The organism is Psychromonas sp. KJ10-5 (assembly GCF_055808325.1).
Genome location: NZ_CM147864.1, coordinates 1,757,533 through 1,778,253, shown reverse-complemented (window position 1 = coordinate 1,778,253; position 20,721 = coordinate 1,757,533). Strand labels below are relative to the sequence as shown.

The window sequence follows — 20,721 nt, the reverse complement described above, 5'->3', positions numbered from 1 at the left end:
TATAAGGGGGCTTGAGATAGGTTGTTGTGTAATGACTGACTATCGTTAAATCCTAAAATAGGAACACAACATTGGTTATTGGTGTTGTGTTCCCATCTTAGTTAATCGCATCGTTATTACATTGAAATACCGCGGCCGATTGAGGTGATTGGGCCCGTTGGTTTACCCGTTGGTGAGCCGGTTTCCTGCTCTAGGGTTAACTCAAACAATTGGTTTTCAGTGAGTGGTGGTAGCTTATTGATATCCACTTTAAGCGTTTCGCCTTTTTTCACTAAACCCAATGAGACAGGAGCATCCCAACCTTCTGCTTTAGTCCAGAACTGTAATGCTTTACCTGCTGGTATTTCCACTGCACCTAATGGCACTAGCTGCATTTGGTTACTGTGACTAGTTTGTATTACCCAGCCTGGCGTTTTATCTTCTGGCTGCACTAATACGGCAATATAAGTTGGTTCACTTAGGACTGGTTGTAATGTTTGTAATTTGAAACCCAAGACCATTACCAATACTAAACAGGCCACTGAAATGCCACGCCATACGGACAGGTTGTGCCAAAAAGAGAGTAATGGGTTAGTTGTGCTCTGCACTGCTGGTTTAGGCTGCTTTTCAAGCTCATCTAGGCTACGTTCAATTCGTGCAGATAAAGGTTGAGGTGCGGTAATAGGATCTAATCTATCGGTTAGCGATAAAAAGTGCGCTTGCCATTGATTCACCTGTCTTTGTAATTCAATGCTGTTGGCTAAACGTTGCTCAAATTCATGGCGTTGATCAGCCGTCAAGGTACCTAGCACATATTGTCCTGCTAAATCGTCATCTATCTCAGGAGTTTTGTATGTCTTTTTGTTCATTGTAAACACTCCTTTAAAGCATTTAGACTGCGTTTGATCCAAGATTTGACTGTGCCAAGTGGCTTATCAATCAATTTAGCAATTTCGTCTTGTGTATAACCGTCAACATAAGCATGTAATACACATAATTTACGTTCAGGCTCTAGGTGTTCTAAGCAAGTTTGCAGCGACGCTTGGGCAAGATGATCTTCTGCTAATTCTGTCATGTCGTCGGCTTGCCCCGCTGAGGCTAACACTTGGTTATCGCAGAGGTCGAGTAGAAATTCTGGCTCGGCTAATACTTGGCGATTTGTATGTTTAAGTGCATTTAACGCTAAGTTACGGGTTAATGTGTAGATCCAACCACGGGCAGAGCCTAGCTCTTGTTGATAAGCATCTGCATTTTTCCAAATCTTAATAAAAGCATCATGCACTACATCTTCCGATAACGGTTGGTTTTTCAGAATGCGCGTGACCACAGTGAGTAACCTTGATGCTTCTTGCTCGTACAATTGCATTAAAGCGCGACGATCACCCGTTGCACATTGTTGTAGTACGCCTTCATAATCAAATCCTGTTGATGATGACAAATGATTTCCTTAATCAAAAAAGCCCAGTAGGTTACTGGGCATATTAAGGCATTACATTCAGTTACTCTAGAAAATAGTTTTCCAAAGGTGAGAATGAATGCTTATTTTGCTTTCCAGAATAGGTATTCACCAGAGTAATTAACCACGACTTTATGGCCGACCTTATCCATATTACAACCTGTTTCAGGTGCCGCACCGCCGCTTAAATTAATACGTTGTATGTAAGTAACATCTTTTAATGCGCCTGGGCGAGCTGATTCATTAGCTTTTACTAACTGCATTGGAATGCTACCTTTTGCTGAAGGTGATACTGCTAATTGTTTACCAGTGATCGATGAACCATCTAATGACTCCCATGTTGCTGGTGGACCAAAGTAAGACACTAAATGATTACCTTTGTTATCGCTTAAGATGGCACGAGGACCTGCAAACGCCCATTTTGCTTTTTCTTCGTCTGACGTATCTACTTTACATTCCCACGTGATATTGCCTTTTGCAGCGGTAAACATTGCGACTTTGTTTCCTGCGGGTACGCGTACTTCGCTTGGTAAATTATCTTGAGAAAAAGTACCTGCATAAGATTGGCTAGCTGCTGCCATTAATACCGATGCAGCTGTCATTTTTAGTGCTTTCAACATGTATTGGTTTTTCATTGTCGTTTCCCTTTTAATTGGTAAATGTAGAATTTGAAAAACAGTCATTTTTCTACTGTTATTAAGTACTACAATCAGCAAGCTGTTTTGGATGCAGCAATAGTGAAATAAAGTTAAATTATTTTAAAAAAGGCGATGAATAGGAGTTGTAAGTACCATGGTTAACTCTTAAGTTGTTGAAGTTAAATTGATTTATTTTTAATGCCTATACATTATTATTTTTAATAAGTTATATGAAATTAAATAATTTTGTTATTAATAGGTGCTTTTTAGGAAATATGCGAAGTATATTTTGGAGCGTTGTCCATTCATCTAAATTAATAGAGAAGTACGGAGATTGGCATACTGGAAGGCTGAAAAGGAGCGAATAGCTTAGCTGCTGATAAGGATAAGCGATCCTAAGACTGCTACTCACAGATTAATACCTAGGGTAAATTAGCTACAGTCCTGAGAATAGAAGCGACCTGCGACTGTTTGTTTGGTCTGCTAGCATGAACTTTAGTGTTTACTTTGTAGTTGGTAGCGTAATATTTTCTGTTTATTATTTTCACAATAAAAATAACCTAAATATTTTCCTCCGCTCTTTTCTATCAGTCTTTTGCTCGCGATATTTTTATCAGAGCAGGTAATGATCGCCTGCTCTTTTATTACATGGGTTAATACCCAATTGAGCATTGTGAAAGCAATGCCATTGCCTCTGGCGGTTGGGAGGGTTTCAAAACCGATATGGCCAGTTATATTTTCTATACTTTCATTTGTTCCATGACGAACTCTTATCGCACCTAGTATATGATTCGACTTAATATAGAAGTAGGTCGATATGGGAGGCCAATCTGCTGGTAGCTGTTTACCTTCTGCATAATCTAATCGTTTTTTAAAATAAGTTTGATGATTTTCAATGGTCGATAAATATAAAGGTAAGCCATCCTCAGCACATTGTTTAGCATAGACTAGAAAGCTCTGTAGATGACTCATATCTGCTTTTATGATGTACATATAATGATGCCCCTTATTTTTATCAACGCTGCAATGTCAATGTAGTTGTTTTCATCATTAAAATAGCTCTGCTAGTTAATGGAATAGGCAGTATACAATATAGCGGTTTATTAATTAGTACCATCTCATCAATACTTTATTGTCATATCACAAGGTAGGTTTTGGGGTTACGGCCTCAGCACTTTTTCAGTGAGTGAGAAGGTGGTTTACTCAGCTTTAACACTGCTTTTTTGATTAACTGAATAGAAGTGTAGTGAATACCAATTACACTCATTAATTGCTCTATTTTGCTTGTTAAAATAATTTATTGCTTCGTTGTAAGTTTGCTAATGGGCGTTGCTACTTGCGCCTTAAACAAAATCATTTTCCCTACGTAACATTCAAATCTATTATTTAATAAAATTGCTATAACGGGGATGTCTCCATTTATCTAGGCACAGTCTATATTGATAAAATTTCTTACTTTCATCTTTCTCATGACATCATTATTTTTATAGTATTGTATGAAAAATGATTTGGTTTTTGTGTTTTTCAGTAGTGAGGATAATTTGTGATTATTGGTTTTTTATTGTTCAAGTTACTGAAGTATTGGTTATTTATAATAATAATACTTTTGTTGTTTATCTTTTACTTTTACTCAAAGTATTTTGAGCTCAAATTGAGTGTTAATGCAGAGTAAAATATATTTGATAACATATTTTTTAGATATGTTTTTATTTGTGTTATTTATCAGTTGTTTACTTATATTTTGGTAAGTTCAATAAAGAAATCCTGTATTAGTCATAAATGTGAGCAATGAACGTTAAGTCAGTTGAAATTTTGTTTTTGGTCGCTTTTTTCTCTCCTTTTGGTTGTTAAGTATTACAAATTGTCTAATCCTAATCCGCGCATTTTATGCGATAAACAATTTTTAAATTCATCAATGATAGGAGATTAATGCTTTACCACTTCTATGGAATCTAACTCTTAAGGAAATCTTTTATGCAACTCAATACAAAACTTAGATATACAACAGCGCTTGTTGCTGCTGCATTATCTGTCACTGCTATCCCAGCAGCTAATGCGGCATCTGTTAGCATTGTAAATGCTGGTTTTGAAGATGGTTTTACCAGCGATAGCTGGATAGATACAGACCCATCCTCAATTTCTAGTGATCAACGTAGCGGTAGTAAAGCGGCTAAGATCACTGGCGATGGCGGTAAGTTTGAACAAGATGTATCAGTTGAGGCTAATACGGACTATGAACTGACAGCATATATCAAAGGCACAGGGAAAATAGGTGCAACAGTAGATGGCACGCGTTATACACGTACTGGTGGTGGCGATGACTATGAACTTGTGACTGCCTCTTTTAACTCTGGTTCCGCAACCACTATTACTATTTTTGGCAACTATTATGGTGATGAAGCGCGTTTTGATGACTTTGCTTTAACTAGTACTGGGTCGAGCGAATCGGTTGAGGAAAGTATTGATTCAGGCACGTGTAGTGGTAGTGCTTCATTAGCGATAGATTCAGCAAGTGATGATGGTACTAACGATGGTCATGGTCCTGAAAATGCGATTGATAAAAATACCACAAGTGATTCTCGTTGGTCTTCAAAGGGAGTAGGCAAAGCCATTACCTTTGATTTGGGTGGTGAAGCATCTGTAAAAGAGTTAGCAATACAGTGGTATAAGGGCAGTGAGCGTAGTTCTTATTTCGACATAGAAACATCAACAGATAACAGCAATTGGTCTTCGGTTTACGCTGGTGGTATATCGTCAGGCAGTGATACAAGTTATGAAAGTATTGATGTCACTGATTCTGAAGCCCGTTACGTTCGTGTAACAGGCTCTGGTAATTCTGCAGGTTCAACGTGGAATAGTATCGTTGAAACACAAATATTAGGTTGTTCTGATGGTGGAGTAGAGGAATCGATTACAGAAGACACAACCGAGGAAACAGAAGAGTCAACGGTTGAAGAGACTTTCGTTGGCAGTTGTAATATTGATATGTCAATTTGGGGTTACACAACCGGTGACGGTGTTTCGATGAACGATGTGGATGATATTCAAGACTTAGTGGATAACAAAACATTAGGCTCAAATGGAGCAGAAGAGATCACTTGGGAAGATGGTTGTCCTACCTTTACTGTCGCTAATGATGCTGCCAGCTCTGGTGGTTCAACTTACCCTCGCTCTGAATTACGTGAGTTGATGGCAAGGTACACAGATGGCGGTGATGCAAACGTTAAAGGCTTTACTAAAAACAATTGGGTAACTAGTGAAGCATCTGAAAGCAATCAAGACTTGGTAGGTGGTGTTGACGGCAACATGAAAGCGACGTTAATTGTCAATACGGTATCGGTTGATGCGGACAGTGAAGATCAAATTGGTCGTATTATCGTTGGCCAAATTCATGGTGAAGATCATGAGCCAGTGAAAATCTACTACCGTAAATTACCTGAGCATGAAAAAGGCTCTGTATTCTTTACTGTGGATGATTCTAGCGGTGACCCAGGCGATCGTATTAATGTAATTGGTTTTACTGATAAAAACGATACGGATCAAGATGCAAGTGGGGACCCAGTTGAGCCAGAAAACGGTATTGCTTTGGGTGATGAGTGGAGTTATGAGATTGACCTAACAGGTGACCAATTAAAGGTAACGGTATGGCATGACGGTTACACTTATACGACTGCTGATTCAATTGAGTATACTAAAACACGATCTAAGCAGTTAATTCGTGTATCAAGCGACACGGATGCGATCACCATTGATGATTTTTATGCCGATGATTACATGTACTTTAAAGCCGGTTTATATAACCAAAATAAAACAGGAACAAGCTCGCCTGATTATGCATCGGTTACGTTTAAAGTGATTGATGTTAGCCATTAATAAGGCCTGTATTATTATTAACTCAGTTATTTTATAACGAGTATTTTATACACAATAAAAAAGCCCTGTCATTCCAACATGATGACAGGGCTTTTTATTCATTTACTGTTAGTTATGGCTAATTAGAACTGGTAAGAAGCAGAAATTTTGATGTTACGTCCAGGTTCATAGTCCGTTGTGTATCTATCTTCTTCTAGACTCGTGTAATTAGAAGCATGTGAAGCATATTGCTCATCAAAGATATTATCGATACCAGCTGTTAATGTTAGGTCTTGCACTTGTTTAGGCATCCATTGAATAGATAAATCATGTACATCGTAACCCGCTTTCGAGGTATCTTCTGATACATCTTTATGCAAATCTAACGTCACCATACTTGTCCAGTTTACTTTCACGTTGACGCTTGGGAAGGTGTAACCTAGGTTAAGTGAGAAACTATCACCTACTTCATTATCCAATGCTTGGCCAACTGTTTTTAGGTAATCTGAGTTAGCATCTTCATTAACATCGGTGTATTCAGAATCAGAGTGTGAGTATGTTAAACGGCTAGTGAATTGACCTTTACGCATGTTAACACTTGATTCAACACCTTTAATTTGCACGTCACCTAAGTTCTCAATACCCACTTTACCAGTGATTGAGTTATCAATGTAATCATCAATTTGCGTTTCAAATAAAGTAACAGAGAAACCAAATGTATCCATACCCGCAAAGTTTAGTGTTTCGTAAGATAAACCTAACTCATAGTTGATACCCGTTTCAGCTTTTAGATCTGGGTTGTCATCATGTACTGTTGATAAAAATGAACCTGGTAATGCAGGACCTTGGAATAACTCTGTTGCACTTGCACGAGTAGTCCATTGATCATTAATCATGTATTCAGCTGCTAATGCAAAGCTTACCTCTTTGAATGTTTCATCAGATGAATTTGCATCCATTGCATAGACATCGTAACGGACACCTGGAGTCACTAAAAGCTTGTCAGTTAATGCTATTTCATTTTCTGCATATACAGCGATGCTTTTAGTTGATTCTTTATTGCCTACTCTTTCGCCGTCAGTGGTTCTTTCCGCATCTTGTGTTTGACCTTCAATACCGTAGCGTAACGTATAAGAGGCTTCACTTGCTTGAACATCAGTCTCTGCCAATACTTTGAAACCTATGTTGTTGGTAATACCTTCATTATTGGTACTGCCTTCACCGTAATCTGGATTATAAGTCATGGTGTTACTGTACAGTGTTGAGTTAATCTGAGTTTGGGCGAGTGATAACTCGTGGTTTAACGTGATAGTTTCTCTGTTATATGAAATATCATAGATTGCGCCTGTTGGATCATACTCTGCACCTAAGTTGGTTCGAAGTGCATAGTCACCTGAATCATCGTAGTAGTCATAACTCAGCTCTAATCTATTTGAATCACTGAAGTTAAAACCTGCTTTTAGTAAGATATTTTGCATCTTACCTTCTTGGCCTAGTTTCTCGTTACCTTCACCGTCAACAGAGTTGTTACGGTCAATCGCGTTATAATACGCTAAGAAATCAAAGTGCTCATTGATACGTGAATAAACAGTACCTGAGTATGAGTAATAATCATTGTCTGCATAACCACCGTAAATACGTGCTCCTACTGTTTCACCCTCTCTTAATAGGTCGTCAGCATCTTTAGTTTCAAAAGCTACGCCACCACTCAAACCACCATTAATGATAGAGTTTGTGCCTACTTGTAAATCAACAGATTGAAGAATATCTGGATTGATTAGCAGGTTACCAACGTGATGGAATACATTGTTACTTTGGTCTGCGCCATCAATAGTGATATTTAAATCTGTTTCAGTTACACCACGAATATTAATCGATTGGTTTAGTGAGTGCGAGCCGCCTACATCAACACCTGCTTGGTCACGTAACAAAACACTTACGTGGTGAGCTTGTTTTGATTCAATATCATGTGTTAATAAAGACGTTTCGTTGTTAATTTGGGTACCCCAAACCTCAACTACACCATAAGTTGTTGCCGTAGATATTTCTGACTCTGTTGCAAATGCAGAAGCAGAAAGTACTGAGCTGATCATGATGGTAATAGGTAGGCGCTTGAATGGTAATGAATTATGCATTGTTTATCTCATCCTGAAATAATACTGAACTTATTTTAACGTTATCAATCATATAGATAACTTACACAGAGTAGGAACGCTGTTAATAGGTACGGTATAGATATAAAAACTTACTTTGTCGGTAATGATTATCATTAACGTGATTTGCAGAGGATTAGACTTTATATTGATATTAAAGGCAATCATTCTCATATGCATTTAAGAGATATTGATTATGCGCATAATAAATGTAAGTTATGTAAAGATTTTTATCATGTTGATTTTAATGTTTTTATTTTTTAATAGAATCATTGATAAAACAATGAAGCATTGTGTTGTATTAAATAATAATAACATTCGATGTTTAAATTTTGATTTTTTTGCTTATTCGGGGTTAGATCTAGGTCAATCAATACCTATAAGCAAATAAACTAAGTATTTCTCAACTTTCCCTTTTGCCCATCAGCACTTTTGTCCTCACTTTTAAGCATTTAATGCGCTGAACGCATGCCATCATGATTGCTCTTTTTTATATCAGCAAAATATAAGTCATTTATTATGTTTGCCGTTCATCACGAATAATTGAATTAAAAACGGCTTTATTGAGGTCTTTTATTAGTAATAAATTATTTATATTACTGAGGAAAGTTAGCTGATGACTTTGAATGACAAAGAAAGCATTTATATGACTGTGTATGTACTGGTTTCTGTGAAATCCCAAGTAGTTTCCGTTGATGATTGTTGTATTCAGCAAGGTGGGTGGTATGCCTCATAATCAGTCGCGTTGCTTTCTATTACCTAATGCACATCAAGCTCATGTGCCGATAACATCTAACGCCAATGGCCAACGTATTAGTGACTGGATCAATAACCCTGATAATTGTGCTGCAGATTGGTCTGCTGAGGAGCAATTCATCCTGGCTCATTTGATCCCGTTATTGCTATGTGGTGAACAATCTGCACAGTTAGTTTTTAATCAAGAAATTACGCGCTTATTTTCGCAATCAACTGCTGAAAACCAAGTTATGATTAATAGCTTAATTGAGGTAGAACAAGACGAGTCTCGTCATGATCAAGCCTTGCAATGGATACTTGAACATTTACCGGTTGTGCCAACACAGAAAAAGATACAAGGCCAAGCAAGATTGTTTTATGCCAAGTTAGGCAGGAGAGAGTGGCGGTGCCAGCATTTTATTAAAATTGCCGTATTAGATGCTTGTGTTACTCAAATTATGCATGAATTTGAGCATTCATTATTAGGCAGCTCTCATCCTTTTGCCATACTTTGCGGTTTGATTAAAAAAGATGAAGCTAAACACGTTTATATAGCAAAACATCATGCTCAAGTGCTAGGAGCAACATCTGCTATGTTTAAGTTAGAACAAGCAGTGGTTAGTCAGAGTTTACACAAACTACTAGCAACACAAGAGCAGCATTTTTCAGCATTAGGCGTAGATCTAGCACGTATCTTTAGTGCTTTGGAGGCCAAATGGCAGTAACTTTTGCACCGAATGACCTTAATTTATTATCAATTAATGCAGTATTGCCTCCTCAACAAGTAACCAATAAAACTTTGTTTGATACCCTTGAAACCTTATGCGGTCGAACTGTAAAAAGAAAGGCTGAAATCATTGCTAATCGCTTAGGGGTTCAGAAGCGACATTTGGTACGAGATTTAACTACCCCCCTGAGTGCCTGTATTCCATCAAGTATTGATATGAGCAGTGAAGCTTTAACAAATGCTCTTTTGTCAGCTAATCTATCTGCCTCTGATCTTGGTTATTTATTAAGTCATACTTGCACGCCACATACACAAGTTCCGCCTAATGCTTCATGGATTGCTGATAAACTTGAGGTGAATGCTCCTTACTTGGAACTACGACAAGCTTGTACTGGTTTTGCTAATGCCTTACAAATTGCTAGCGCCTTTAGCTTAAGTGAGCCTAAGCCTTTAGCAATTGTCGGTTGTGAAACTGGCTCAGTATATTTTGATATCAATAAAGACTTTATTAGTACCTCTCAATTGGTCAATTATATGCAAATGGGGGATGGTTGTGCCGCGGCGATAGTGCAACATGCAACTCAATCAAAGCAACGTATTAGTGATATGTATATTGGTCAAATTGGCCACGGTAAGGAACCTGGTTTTTACTTAGATGGTGGATCAAATACGGTTGGCGCAGGAGAAATGGCGCGCTTTCACCATAATACTGAAGCGGTTAAAAAAAGCGGGGAAAAGCTGTTTGAGCTTGGTTTGCAGGCAGTGTTATCACGTGGTTATCAGGTAGAGGATTTTGATTATATTTTACCACATCAAGCTAATGGGCATATTGATACCATGATCGCAAAAAAATTAGGTGTCCCCATACAAGGTGTGATTAATGATGGCAAAGTGTTAGGTAATTTAGGCTCTGCTGCTATTTGGGTTAGTTTAGCAAGAATGATCAATTCAGGTAAGTTGAAGAGGGGAGATAAAGTGATTGTATTAGGGGCTGAAGCAACTAAGTACCTCTATGGTGGCTTTGTGTATACTCATTAGAGTAAATAGGCAGAGTTTGTCAGCTTTATTTAACAAACTCTGTCCTTATTGTTCATACTATTTAACTTAATATTGGTATTGGTACTTTTGCGTTAATCTTTGTAGTTTAAAAAAGTATTCGTTGTTATTTATTTCACCGTTTTTGTATTGAAACTCTAATATTAACAGCTCTTCCTCATGTTGCTTTTTGAGGCGATAAGCGGTCATATCATAGTTAATTTTCATGGCGCCATTCCAACCATTGACTGGTTCCCACAAAATAGAAATTGGCCATAGCAGCAGGTTAGTAATACCGCGTCCTGGGTTGCCTGTATAAAAGGACCCAGCACCAGGTAATACACCTAGTAAGGCACCTAAAGTAGGTGTTTTTTCTTCTACTAATACACCATCGTTTTCAAATGCGGCATACTCTCTTTCTTGTCTATCAGTTAATCCACCCACACATCCAGATAATGTTAAAAAAGCACAATTTAACATTATAATTTTTGCAAACTTCATTATTTTTCCTTTTAAAATTTAGGACTGATAATTTTTAAAGGTGATATTGGTTGAAAAGTGTAGGGTTACCATTAACTAAACAGCATTGACTACCTTTAAAACTATCATTTTTATTATTATTGTTATTAAAAAATAATGAGTCTGTTCTAATACTAATTTCATTAATTAAATGACCTATCTCCTGCTTTAAGTGACTTATTTAAAGGGGAATTAATTGTGCAAAAAGGGATCTATTTACATCAAATTCTACCTTTAGTTTAGCCATTGCTATTCAGGATACTATTCACTTTTTTAATGTTATCGGTATGACAAGCTATTTTCCTTCCTTTGATTAAATATTATGCTCAATAACAGCTATTTTATTATAATAATCGATGCTATTTGAGCAGCCTATTTACCTAATGTCACTTTAGGTATCGCTTGATGCGACTCACCTAGGTTTTTAACAATATTATTTTTGTTATAAAGTTTAAAAACCAGCGCACATAATAAACTAATTGAGATGAAGAATGCAGTGTTAGTTGTAGCAGTTTCAAATAAAAATTGTGTGTATTTAAAGCAAAGTGAAGATATTGAGCGCATCGTAGAGATGTATATTTACCTCCACCAAGAGGGGTAATAAAGTATGTTAACTGCTTTTAAAATACCCAGAAGTCAATCATCTAAAGAGTTGATTATGTGAAATGGATTACAACGGTTATTCAACTTATTGCTTAATCGGCTTACATTTCATGTTATCGAATATTGATGAATTTAGTCGGATTACAATGTGGTTGATGGTGGATGTAATGTGGAAAATTAGAAGGATTTTGATTGCTCTCGAGGGCTTTTTATCTTTGTTAATTGGTTATAACAATACCTGACATTTATTCTCCTTTATAGTCGGTAGTTAGAGTACGTGCTTTTTGTTGTTGTCCGTTGCTTTTTAGACTCAGAAATAGCCACTTCATGTAAACTTATTTCTTTATATTCAGTCGGTTAAGTTTCGACTTAAAACAAACGCTTACTTTTCAAAAAATAAGCGTTGTCGAATGCTAAACTCACACTATAATGCGCCTGATTTTACGGCTAAATGGGTTAGCCTTTAATACAGTAACAATCGCCTTGAGCTGATTTGTTGCTATAAAAGGGTGTAAAAATGAGTGATGTGTTGAGCATTGTTTTATTAATATTAGCAGGCGCAGTATTTGCTATGTCAGAGATATCTATTGCTGCTGCACGCAAGATAAAGCTGCGAGTGATGGCTGATGAAGGCAATACAAAAGCCTTAGAAGTGTTGGAGTTACAACAGCAACCAGGTAACTTTTTTGCGATGATGCAAATCGCTTTAAATGGTATTTCCATCTTAGGTGGGATTATTGGTGAGCAAGCCTTAACACCTTATATTAAGCAGGTGATTAGCCTGTTTTATCAAGGCGGATTGTTAAATCAAATCAGTTTTATCCTCTCTTTTATTTGTTTGACCTCCCTGTTTATTTTATTTGCTGATCTGTTACCTAAACGATTAGCGATTATCATGCCTGAGTCAGTCGCAATTCGCATTGTATCGTTAATGCGCAGCATTACTTTCCTATTGATGCCGGCGGTATTTTTATTTAATGGTTTGACCAATATGATGCTACGTTTATTGCATATTCCAACTGAACGCACTGAGTTAGTGACCACTGAAGATATTATCGCGATGATGGATGCGGGTGCTGAAGATGGTAGTTTGCAAAAACAGGAATATCAGTTAATTGGTAATGTGTTTGACCTAGATGTTCGCACGATTGGCAGTGTGATGACTCCTCGTGATCAAATTATCTATTTTGACTTAGATGATAGCAGCGAAGATATTAGTCAGAAAATTATTGAACAACCACACAATGACTTCTTAGTATGTAATGGTGGTTTAGATAATATTGAAGGTAGTATCGAATCGAAGGAGATTTTGCGTTTAGTGTTAAAAGGAGAGTTAGCACAAATTCACCCTACACAAGTGGATAAAGATCTTTTCTATCTGCCTGAAACGTTAACTCTTTCTGAGGCATTGAATGCGTTCAAAGTGGCAACTCAGCCTTTTGCTGTGATTGTGAATGAATACGCTACTGTGGTGGGGATTGTGACGGTTAAAGATTTGTTAAGCAGCTTTATGGGGGAATTAATCACGCATCAAGATGAAGAGCAAATAGTACAACGTGATGAATCTTCTTGGTTAATTGAGGGGGTAACGCCTATTAATGATGTGATGCGCTGTTTATCTATTGAAGATTTTCCAGATCGGACTCAATACGAAACCATCGCTGGGTTTATGATTTATACCTTGAAACGATTACCAAAACGTACTGATCACTTTACCCATCAAGACTACAAATTTGAGGTGCTTGACCTTGAAGGGGTACGTGTTGAACAAATTTTAGTGACAAAACTTAAGTAAGATTAATCATTCTTAATTAACTATTCAAAACACTCGCCATGTTAAAAGCCTTTATTGGCTGTTCTTTATTTTACTCAAACACCGATATTACTTGGTGTTTGAGTTTGTTCTTTTGTTTAATTTCCCTTTTTCATGTTTCGTAATCAATAAAAATGTATATACACAACCTATCAAACAATTTTTTTGATTAAAAACTATAAAATTATTAGTTAGACGTCCTCGCTTTCTTCACCAATAATCCGCGCCAATAAAACGGTTTGTTAACAGATGGCTTCAGTTTTCTGGGTCATCATTATTTCTACCTTATTTGTGAGATACGAATTTGCAACATTCAATTGATATGGAACGCATCCGAGCTGAATACAATGTTCGCTACTGGAGCCAAGGCTTTTACGGCATTAACGATCAAGGTGAGGTGTATGTATCACCTCGCAGTGATAGTGAACATCAAGTCGCATTAAGTGACATTGCTGCGCAATTAGAAGCACGCAATTTAAGTCTGCCTGCATTAGTGCGTTTCCCACAAATTTTGCATCAACGTGTGCATAATATTTGTGATGCTTTCAACCAAGCAATCAAAGAAGTTGAATACGATAATAGCTATTTATTAGTTTATCCAATTAAAGTGAATCAACAGAAAGAAGTGGTTGATGAGATCTTAGCGAGCCAAGCAAAGCTAGCACAAAAACAACTCGGCTTGGAAGCTGGTAGTAAACCTGAGTTATTAGCGGTATTAGCGTTAGCACATCAAGCGAGCTCAGTGATTGTATGTAATGGTTACAAAGACAGAGAATACATTCGTTTAGCCTTAATCGGTGAAAAACTAGGGCATAAGGTTCTGATTGTTTTAGAGAAACTATCAGAGTTAGATTTAGTGCTAGAAGAGGCACGTGCGCTAGGTGTTAAACCGCGTATGGGTTTACGTATTCGTTTAGCGTCACAAGGTGCAGGTAAATGGCAATCAAGTGGTGGTGAAAAGTCTAAATTTGGCTTAGCTGCATCACAGGTGTTAACTGTGGTTGAGCGTTTAAAAGCTGAAAACCAATTAGATACATTACAGCTTGTGCATTTCCATTTAGGTTCGCAAATGGCGAATATTCGTGACGTGCGTAATGGCGTTAGTGAAGCGGCTCGTTTTTACTGTGAATTACGTGCGATGGGCGTGCCATTAGATTACTTAGATGTGGGTGGCGGTTTAGCGGTAGATTACGACGGAACACGTAGTCAATCTCATAACTCAATGAACTATAGCTTAGCAGAGTATGCGCGTAATATCGTGATTACGATCAGCGATGTATGTAGCCTTTATGAGCAACCAAAACCAATGATTATTTCTGAGTCTGGTCGTTCGTTAACTGCACATCATGCAGTGTTAATTACTAATGTTATTGGCGCGGAAACCTATAAACCAGAAGTCATTGAAGCACCTGTTGAACAAGGTTCATTGTTGCTGCAAAACATGTGGAATAACTGGAGTTTATTATCTGGTGGTAGTGATGACCGTGCACTTATTGAGATCTACAATGATACACAAAGTGACATTGTGGAAGTACATAATCAATTTGCAACGGGTGTGATTAATCTTCAACAACGTGCTTGGGGCGAACAAGTTGCTTTACGTATTTATCACGAATTAAGCTTGCAAATGAGCACTAAAAATCGTTTTCATCGTCCTATTTTAGATGATTTAAATGAGCGTTTAGCGGACAAGTTCTTTGTTAACTTCTCGCTATTCCAATCGGTGCCAGATGCGTGGGGGATTGACCAAGTATTCCCAATTTTACCACTGTCTAACTTGCAAAATGCAGGTGAGCGTCGTGCAGTATTATTGGATATTACCTGTGATTCTGATGGTGTTATTGATCAGTATGTTGATGGTCAAGGTATTGAAACTACGTTACCAGTTCCTGCGTGGTCTGCGGATAAGCCTTATTTAATGGGCTTCTTCTTAGTGGGTGCATACCAAGAGATTTTAGGCGATATGCATAATTTATTTGGTGACACACACAGTGTGGTCGTAAATGTGAATGAACAGGGTGGTTTAGATATTGAGTCGGTGAATGAAGGTGACACGGTTGAAGATGTGATGAAATATGTACATATCGATGTGGAAGCTATTCGTGATAATTACCGTGCATTAGCATCTTCTCGTGTTTCACCTGAAGAGCAACAAAGTATTTTAGACGAGCTAGAGCAAGGTTTAGCGGGTTACACTTATTTAGAGGGTTTTTAGATGTCAGCTGTATCTCAAGTTGCACCTAAGCATGGTTTTGACGATTTATTTACTAAAGAGGACTTCTCTTTGTATTCTAATGCGATGACCTTTATGCGTCGTCCATTAGTGAAGAATCCAATACCGGCAGAGGCGGATGTTGTGGTGTTAGGTGTGCCATTTGATATGGCCACTTCGGGGCGTTCTGGTGCACGCATGGGCCCTGATGCTATGCGTCGAGCATCGGTAAATTTAGCCTGGGAAAGTAAAAAGTTTCCATGGCAATTTAAGCTGTTTGATCACACTAAAGTAATTGATGCGGGTGACTTAGTATTTGATTGTGGTGATGCAGAGGATATGACTCAACGTCTTGAAGCTGCAGCAGATCAAATTCTCAACAGTGGTAAAATGCTATTGAGTTTAGGCGGTGATCATTTTGTGACTCTGCCTCTATTACGCGCTTATGCAAAGCAACATGGCGAAATGGCCTTGATTCATTTTGATGCTCATACGGATACTTATAATAATGGTAGCTGTTATGACCATGGCACTATGTTTTACCATGCACCCAATGAGGGGTTGATTGATCCTGCTTCATCAGTGCAAATTGGTATTCGCACTGAATACAAACAGCAAGGTCACGGCTTTAATGTGATTAATGCAATGGAAGCGAATGACCGTAGTGTCGATGACATTGTGGCACAAATTAAAGCAACAGTAGGCAATAAGCCTGTCTACTTGACCTTTGATATTGATTGTTTAGATCCTGCATTTGCACCGGGTACTGGAACGCCTGTTTGCGGCGGAATTAGTTCGGATAAAGCATTAAAAATTATTCGTGCTTTGCAAGGTATTAATCTAGTGGGTATGGACGTGGTGGAAGTCTCTCCCGCGTACGACCAAAGTGATATTACAGCCCTAGCTGCAGCGACTATTGCGTTGGAATTGTTGTATGTTTGGACTGCCAATAAATTAGCCGCTAAATAAGTGGTTTAAACTGATATCTGTGCATCATATTGTGCCTAATACAATAGCTCAATATGATGTAACAGATATGACTAATAGCTGGTCATCTCTTTTCTTATCTCTCAGAGTAAATCCCCCACATATCGTACATTGATAGTTTCTAAGGCTTTCTATATTAATTGATAGTTATTATCTGTTACAAGTTGATATAATAGTGATAATCAATAAGATTAATGTAAAGGATGACAATGAACCTCGCTCAAATTGATTTGAATTTGTTATATGTTTTAAAACATTTATTAGAAGAGAAACATGTTTCTAACACCGCACTAGCGCTTAATATGAGTCAATCTGCAGTTAGCCGTTCATTGCAAAAAATGCGTGTGTTTTTTGATGATGAGTTATTGGTGCGTAAGCAGTATGGATATGAATTAACCTCTAAGGCCGAAACGATTAAGCCAGATATTATGACGGTGATTGCGAGCTTAGAAAAGTTAGCGCATAAACAGTCATTTGATCTTGCTACGATTAGCAGTGAAGTGCGCTTTTATGGTCTGCAACCACAATTTAATGACTTCATGCCTAAGGTCATTGCTAAAGTCAGAAAGTTAGCTCCTAATATGGTGGTTAGCCTAGATTCTACGCCAAAGCGCCACTTTGAAGCTTTGATAGCGGGTGATGTGCATTTCTCTTTATCTGCTCATGAGCCGTCAACGTCAGAGCAGAATATCTATCGTATGAAGGTTGCCAGTAGGACATTTAAATTGTTGATGAATAAGCAACACCCTCTAGCAAATCAACCGTTAACGCCGGAACGACTAGTAAACTGTGACTTCGGACAAATCTCTTTGCAAGGTGAGAAGAAATTGCCCTTTGACCATAAGTTTCAAGAATTGGGCTTAAGCAGTAGCAAAAATTTATTGTCAGTACCTGTGCTATTAAGTAATTTTAGTTCCGCGCCGAGCATTGCCGCTGAAACAGATATTATATTTTATTTACCTGCTACGTTTGCTGAAGCTGCCTGTCACGATGATCGTTTAATCACCCGTGATATACCTGATGGGTTACAAATTGGTTTTGACTGTGTTTATTTATATTGGCATAAACGTTTTCACGATGACCCAATGTGTATCTGGATACGCTCATTATTTAAAGCATTATACGATAGTGAGCGAACCCTTACTTAAGATTTACTAGCCCTTTACTAATTAGTAATATCATGTCTAATTATATTCAAAAATTTTTCGGCAGCTTTGGTCATTCTTCGATCCTTTTTCACACATAAGACTGTAATGCTCTTAGGCATCTCTTTTTCACTAATATCTGCGATAACTAGATTGCCATTATGGATCTCTTCGGTAACTGCGTAGTCTGGGAGTATAGTTATACCATTACTTTCTAATACAAAACTTTTGAGCATGCCAATATGGTCTAGATTACAAGTAATAGTAAAATCTAATTGACGTTGAATAGCGATACTATTAAGTAATTGCCGAGTAAGAAAATTATCATTCAACATTGACAATGGGTGAGGTGTTAATTGCGGTAACGTTAAGGAATTAAAGCTGGCGAGTGAGTGGTTTGGTGACATAGCTACCTTGAAACCAGTAGCAAATTTTTCAATGATCTCAATATCAACTCTTGGAATATCTTGCATTGCAATCCCAAAGTCCACTTGATCACTCGCAACAGCATCATATACAGCCTCTGAAGCGGAAATCCTCCCATCAAAATAGATATTAGGGTGCTGACTTTGAAAGCGATTCATTGCCGGTAATAACCAAGAGCTAATGACACCTTCTATGGAAGCAAATGAAACACTGCCACTTAATAAACCATTAATTTCATTAACTTCTGCTTCAGCTAATTCCATTTCTCGCATAGTGCGTTGCATATGCTGAGCAATAATTTTTCCTTCTTCAGTTAATACCATCCCTGATATACGCCTTTCAAAGAGAGTACATTTAAAACTGTATTCCAAGTTTTTAATTTGTCTGCTAATAGCTGATGCACTGACGTGTAAATTAGTGGCTGCTTTGCGTACTGAGCCTGTATCAGCGACAGCGAGAAAGTACGTAAAAGAAGATATCTGCATAATTTACCCTATCCTTTTGTCTTTAAAACTGTTTATTTAACAACCACTATTAATTTTCATGGTGTGCGGTTTTTGGCAACGAGTTGTACTCAAAATTGTTATATGTGAAACGCAAAATGTGAGCGTAATATAACAAAGGTTAAAGATTATTGAAGTAAAGGAACAGCTTTTAAAATATCTGTATTAGGAGAATACACTATGAAAAGAATGAGAAAACTATTATGGCTAGTTATCTGCGTTTGCTTAGTTTTAACTTGGCTACCTTATTTTGGCTTTTTTAATTCGCCAAATTTAATTGGCTTTATCCCAGAACCGTTGGCATTAACTCTAATTTGTAATGTGATATTAACCTTGTGTGTACTTGCTATGTACCCACTTTATTTTATCCCATTTGTTAATAAATTAAATGAAAAGCCGATGCCTTGGGGGAAAGACGATGAATAACTCGATTACGATTGTATTACTGGGCATTTTTATAGGTGCTTTTTTATTAATCTCTTTCTTAGCAAAGCAAAGTGATAAAGGAACTGGCGCAGGTTCTTCTGAAGACTTTGTTATTGGTGGGAGAAATACTGGCACTATCGTTTTATTGTTATCGATGGGGGCAACTTATTTTTCTACTTGGACACTTTTAGGTTCATTCGGTGCCTACTTTCGGGAAGGTATCTGGTTTATAGGCTTTGCCGTTTGGACCATTTTTCATGGCATATTTATCTGGCTATTCGGAGCAAGAATTTGGTTAGCAGGTAAACGATATAGCTTTATTACACCGGGGCAAATGGTAGAACATTACTATCAAGGTAAACGCCTTCGGACCACTGTGGCGCTTATTGGTATTCTAGCACTAGTACCTGTGATGCTCATTCAAGTCAGTGGTGGGGCGTTAGCGTTAGATACTATGACTAATGGTGCAGTACCCTATGTTGTTGGTGTAACCATTACCTCATTAATGGTGGGCATCATTGTATTATGGGCTGGTTTTAAAGGGACCGCCTGGACCGACTCATTTATGGGGCTTTTCTTTGCCACTATTCTTATTTGTACTGCTTTATACATCGCTTATCTTGCTGGTGGGTTTTCAATGTTCGAAAATGTAATGTCTTACAAACCAGAGTTAATGGTGAATTCAGGTAAACCACTAAAAATGATTGAGATATGGTTAGGCCTAGGTTTTGGTGCTTGGGTATTACCGCACATGTGGCAAAAGTTTTATTCGGCTTCATCTCCCGCTGTATTAGGGAAAGTAGCAATGATGACACCATTTTGGAACTCTTGGATGATGGCGATTATCCCGCTCGTCATCGGCACTGCTGCTGCGATTCCCGGTATTGTTCCTGGGGTAAGTAAAGAAACCAGTGACACCATTTTACCACTTATTTTTGCTGAATATGCGCCTATCCTAGGAGCATTTGTAGTAGCAGGTATTTTAGCGGCAGCCATTTCCACCATCAATAGCCAGTTATTGTCATCGGCAAGTATTGTTGCAGAGGATGTGGTTGGAAGTTTGCGTAAAAAGCCAATGTCTAGTAAAGGCGTGACAAAATTAACTCGTTTTGTGGTAGGAACTTTAACCCTATTAGTACTTGCATTAGCACTTGCCCCTGGTGGTGCAGGGTTGATTGTTCCGATTGCTTCATTAGGATTTGGTTTAGGCTTGCAACTTGTGCCTTCTGCTTTAGGGATGTTGCATTTCCGCTTTATCACCGAGTCAGGTGCTTTTTACGGTTTAATCAGTGGCGCATTTATCATGGCATTAATTGCAATAATTAAACCTGATATTCCTTTGGGGCCTGGCCTTTCTGCATTCATTGTTAATGTGTTAGTGACGTTAATAGTAAGTAAATTTAGTCAGTCAGTATCGAAACGTTCGATTTCGGGTTATCACGATATGTTTGATGAATATATGAAAAATAACATAGATGAAAATAAACGATCTATTGCCTCTAAATAAATAGT

General features: G+C 37.8%; 16 protein-coding genes. 9 read left to right on the top strand and 7 right to left on the bottom strand.

Annotation, left to right across the window (positions count from 1 at the left end; all coding sequences use genetic code 11):
* Positions 1 to 116: 116 nt before the first annotated feature.
* The 4 genes from AC0L3W_RS07900 to AC0L3W_RS07885 all read right to left on the bottom strand — a co-directional run bounded on the left by AC0L3W_RS07900 (position 117) and on the right by AC0L3W_RS07885 (position 3,066).
* Positions 117 to 848 carry an anti-sigma factor gene (locus tag AC0L3W_RS07900; protein WP_409439226.1) on the bottom strand — a complete coding sequence of 244 codons (732 nt, stop codon included), beginning with the start codon at positions 846 to 848 and terminating at the stop codon, positions 117 to 119.
* Positions 845 to 1,417 carry a sigma-70 family RNA polymerase sigma factor gene (locus tag AC0L3W_RS07895; protein ID WP_290039729.1) on the bottom strand — a complete coding sequence of 191 codons (573 nt, stop codon included), beginning with the start codon at positions 1,415 to 1,417 and terminating at the stop codon, positions 845 to 847. The genes AC0L3W_RS07900 and AC0L3W_RS07895 overlap by 4 nt, the downstream gene beginning before the upstream one ends.
* A gap of 101 nt (positions 1,418 to 1,518) precedes the next feature.
* Positions 1,519 to 2,070 carry a DUF3455 domain-containing protein gene (locus AC0L3W_RS07890; RefSeq protein WP_290039728.1) on the bottom strand — a complete coding sequence of 184 codons (552 nt, stop codon included), beginning with the start codon at positions 2,068 to 2,070 and terminating at the stop codon, positions 1,519 to 1,521.
* Between the two features lie 498 nt (positions 2,071 to 2,568).
* Positions 2,569 to 3,066, bottom strand: a complete 498-nt coding sequence (locus AC0L3W_RS07885) for a GNAT family N-acetyltransferase (protein ID WP_290039727.1) — start codon at positions 3,064 to 3,066, stop codon at positions 2,569 to 2,571.
* A gap of 981 nt (positions 3,067 to 4,047) precedes the next feature.
* Between AC0L3W_RS07885 and AC0L3W_RS07880 the strand changes: the two genes are divergently transcribed.
* On the top strand, positions 4,048 to 5,946 hold the full coding sequence (locus AC0L3W_RS07880; RefSeq protein ID WP_409439227.1) for a polysaccharide lyase family 7 protein: 1,899 nt from the start codon (positions 4,048 to 4,050) through the stop codon (positions 5,944 to 5,946).
* A gap of 122 nt (positions 5,947 to 6,068) precedes the next feature.
* Here AC0L3W_RS07880 and AC0L3W_RS07875 read toward each other — a convergent pair whose 3' ends face one another.
* On the bottom strand, positions 6,069 to 8,060 hold the full coding sequence (locus AC0L3W_RS07875) for a TonB-dependent receptor domain-containing protein (protein ID WP_290039725.1): 1,992 nt from the start codon (positions 8,058 to 8,060) through the stop codon (positions 6,069 to 6,071).
* 743 nt (positions 8,061 to 8,803) lie between these two features.
* Between AC0L3W_RS07875 and AC0L3W_RS07870 the strand changes: the two genes are divergently transcribed.
* Positions 8,804 to 9,538, top strand: a complete 735-nt coding sequence (locus AC0L3W_RS07870; RefSeq protein WP_409439228.1) for a hypothetical protein — start codon at positions 8,804 to 8,806, stop codon at positions 9,536 to 9,538.
* Entirely contained in the window at positions 9,529 to 10,578 is a 1,050-nt protein-coding gene (locus tag AC0L3W_RS07865) for a 3-oxoacyl-ACP synthase III family protein (RefSeq protein WP_409439229.1), read from the top strand. The genes AC0L3W_RS07870 and AC0L3W_RS07865 overlap by 10 nt, the downstream gene beginning before the upstream one ends.
* Positions 10,579 to 10,644: 66 nt before the next feature.
* Here the strand turns inward: AC0L3W_RS07865 and AC0L3W_RS07860 are convergent, their stop codons facing one another.
* Positions 10,645 to 11,076, bottom strand: coding sequence for a hypothetical protein (locus AC0L3W_RS07860; RefSeq protein ID WP_290039722.1), 432 nt, complete (start codon positions 11,074 to 11,076; stop codon positions 10,645 to 10,647).
* Between the two features lie 1,138 nt (positions 11,077 to 12,214).
* Here AC0L3W_RS07860 and paeA point away from each other — a divergent pair.
* The 4 genes from paeA (at position 12,215) to AC0L3W_RS07840 (ending at position 17,857) form a co-directional block, all read left to right on the top strand.
* On the top strand, positions 12,215 to 13,492 hold the full coding sequence (paeA, locus tag AC0L3W_RS07855; RefSeq protein ID WP_409439230.1) for a polyamine export protein PaeA: 1,278 nt from the start codon (positions 12,215 to 12,217) through the stop codon (positions 13,490 to 13,492).
* 322 nt (positions 13,493 to 13,814) lie between these two features.
* Positions 13,815 to 15,725, top strand: a complete 1,911-nt coding sequence (gene speA / locus AC0L3W_RS07850; protein ID WP_409439231.1) for a biosynthetic arginine decarboxylase — start codon at positions 13,815 to 13,817, stop codon at positions 15,723 to 15,725.
* Entirely contained in the window at positions 15,726 to 16,691 is a 966-nt protein-coding gene (gene speB, locus AC0L3W_RS07845; RefSeq protein ID WP_409439232.1) for an agmatinase, read from the top strand.
* A gap of 227 nt (positions 16,692 to 16,918) precedes the next feature.
* Entirely contained in the window at positions 16,919 to 17,857 is a 939-nt protein-coding gene (locus AC0L3W_RS07840; protein ID WP_290039718.1) for a LysR family transcriptional regulator, read from the top strand.
* Between the two features lie 17 nt (positions 17,858 to 17,874).
* On the opposite strand, the gene AC0L3W_RS07835 is transcribed toward AC0L3W_RS07840, so the two are convergent.
* Positions 17,875 to 18,765, bottom strand: coding sequence for a LysR family transcriptional regulator (locus AC0L3W_RS07835; protein ID WP_409439233.1), 891 nt, complete (start codon positions 18,763 to 18,765; stop codon positions 17,875 to 17,877).
* A 198-nt stretch (positions 18,766 to 18,963) separates the two neighbouring features.
* On the opposite strand from AC0L3W_RS07835, the gene AC0L3W_RS07830 reads away from it, so the two are divergent.
* Positions 18,964 to 19,209, top strand: a complete 246-nt coding sequence (locus AC0L3W_RS07830) for a hypothetical protein (RefSeq protein WP_290039716.1) — start codon at positions 18,964 to 18,966, stop codon at positions 19,207 to 19,209.
* Positions 19,202 to 20,716 (top strand): sodium:solute symporter family protein, encoded by a 1,515-nt coding sequence (locus tag AC0L3W_RS07825; protein ID WP_290039715.1) that lies wholly within the window; start codon positions 19,202 to 19,204, stop codon positions 20,714 to 20,716. The genes AC0L3W_RS07830 and AC0L3W_RS07825 overlap by 8 nt, the downstream gene beginning before the upstream one ends.
* Positions 20,717 to 20,721 lie beyond the last annotated feature (5 nt).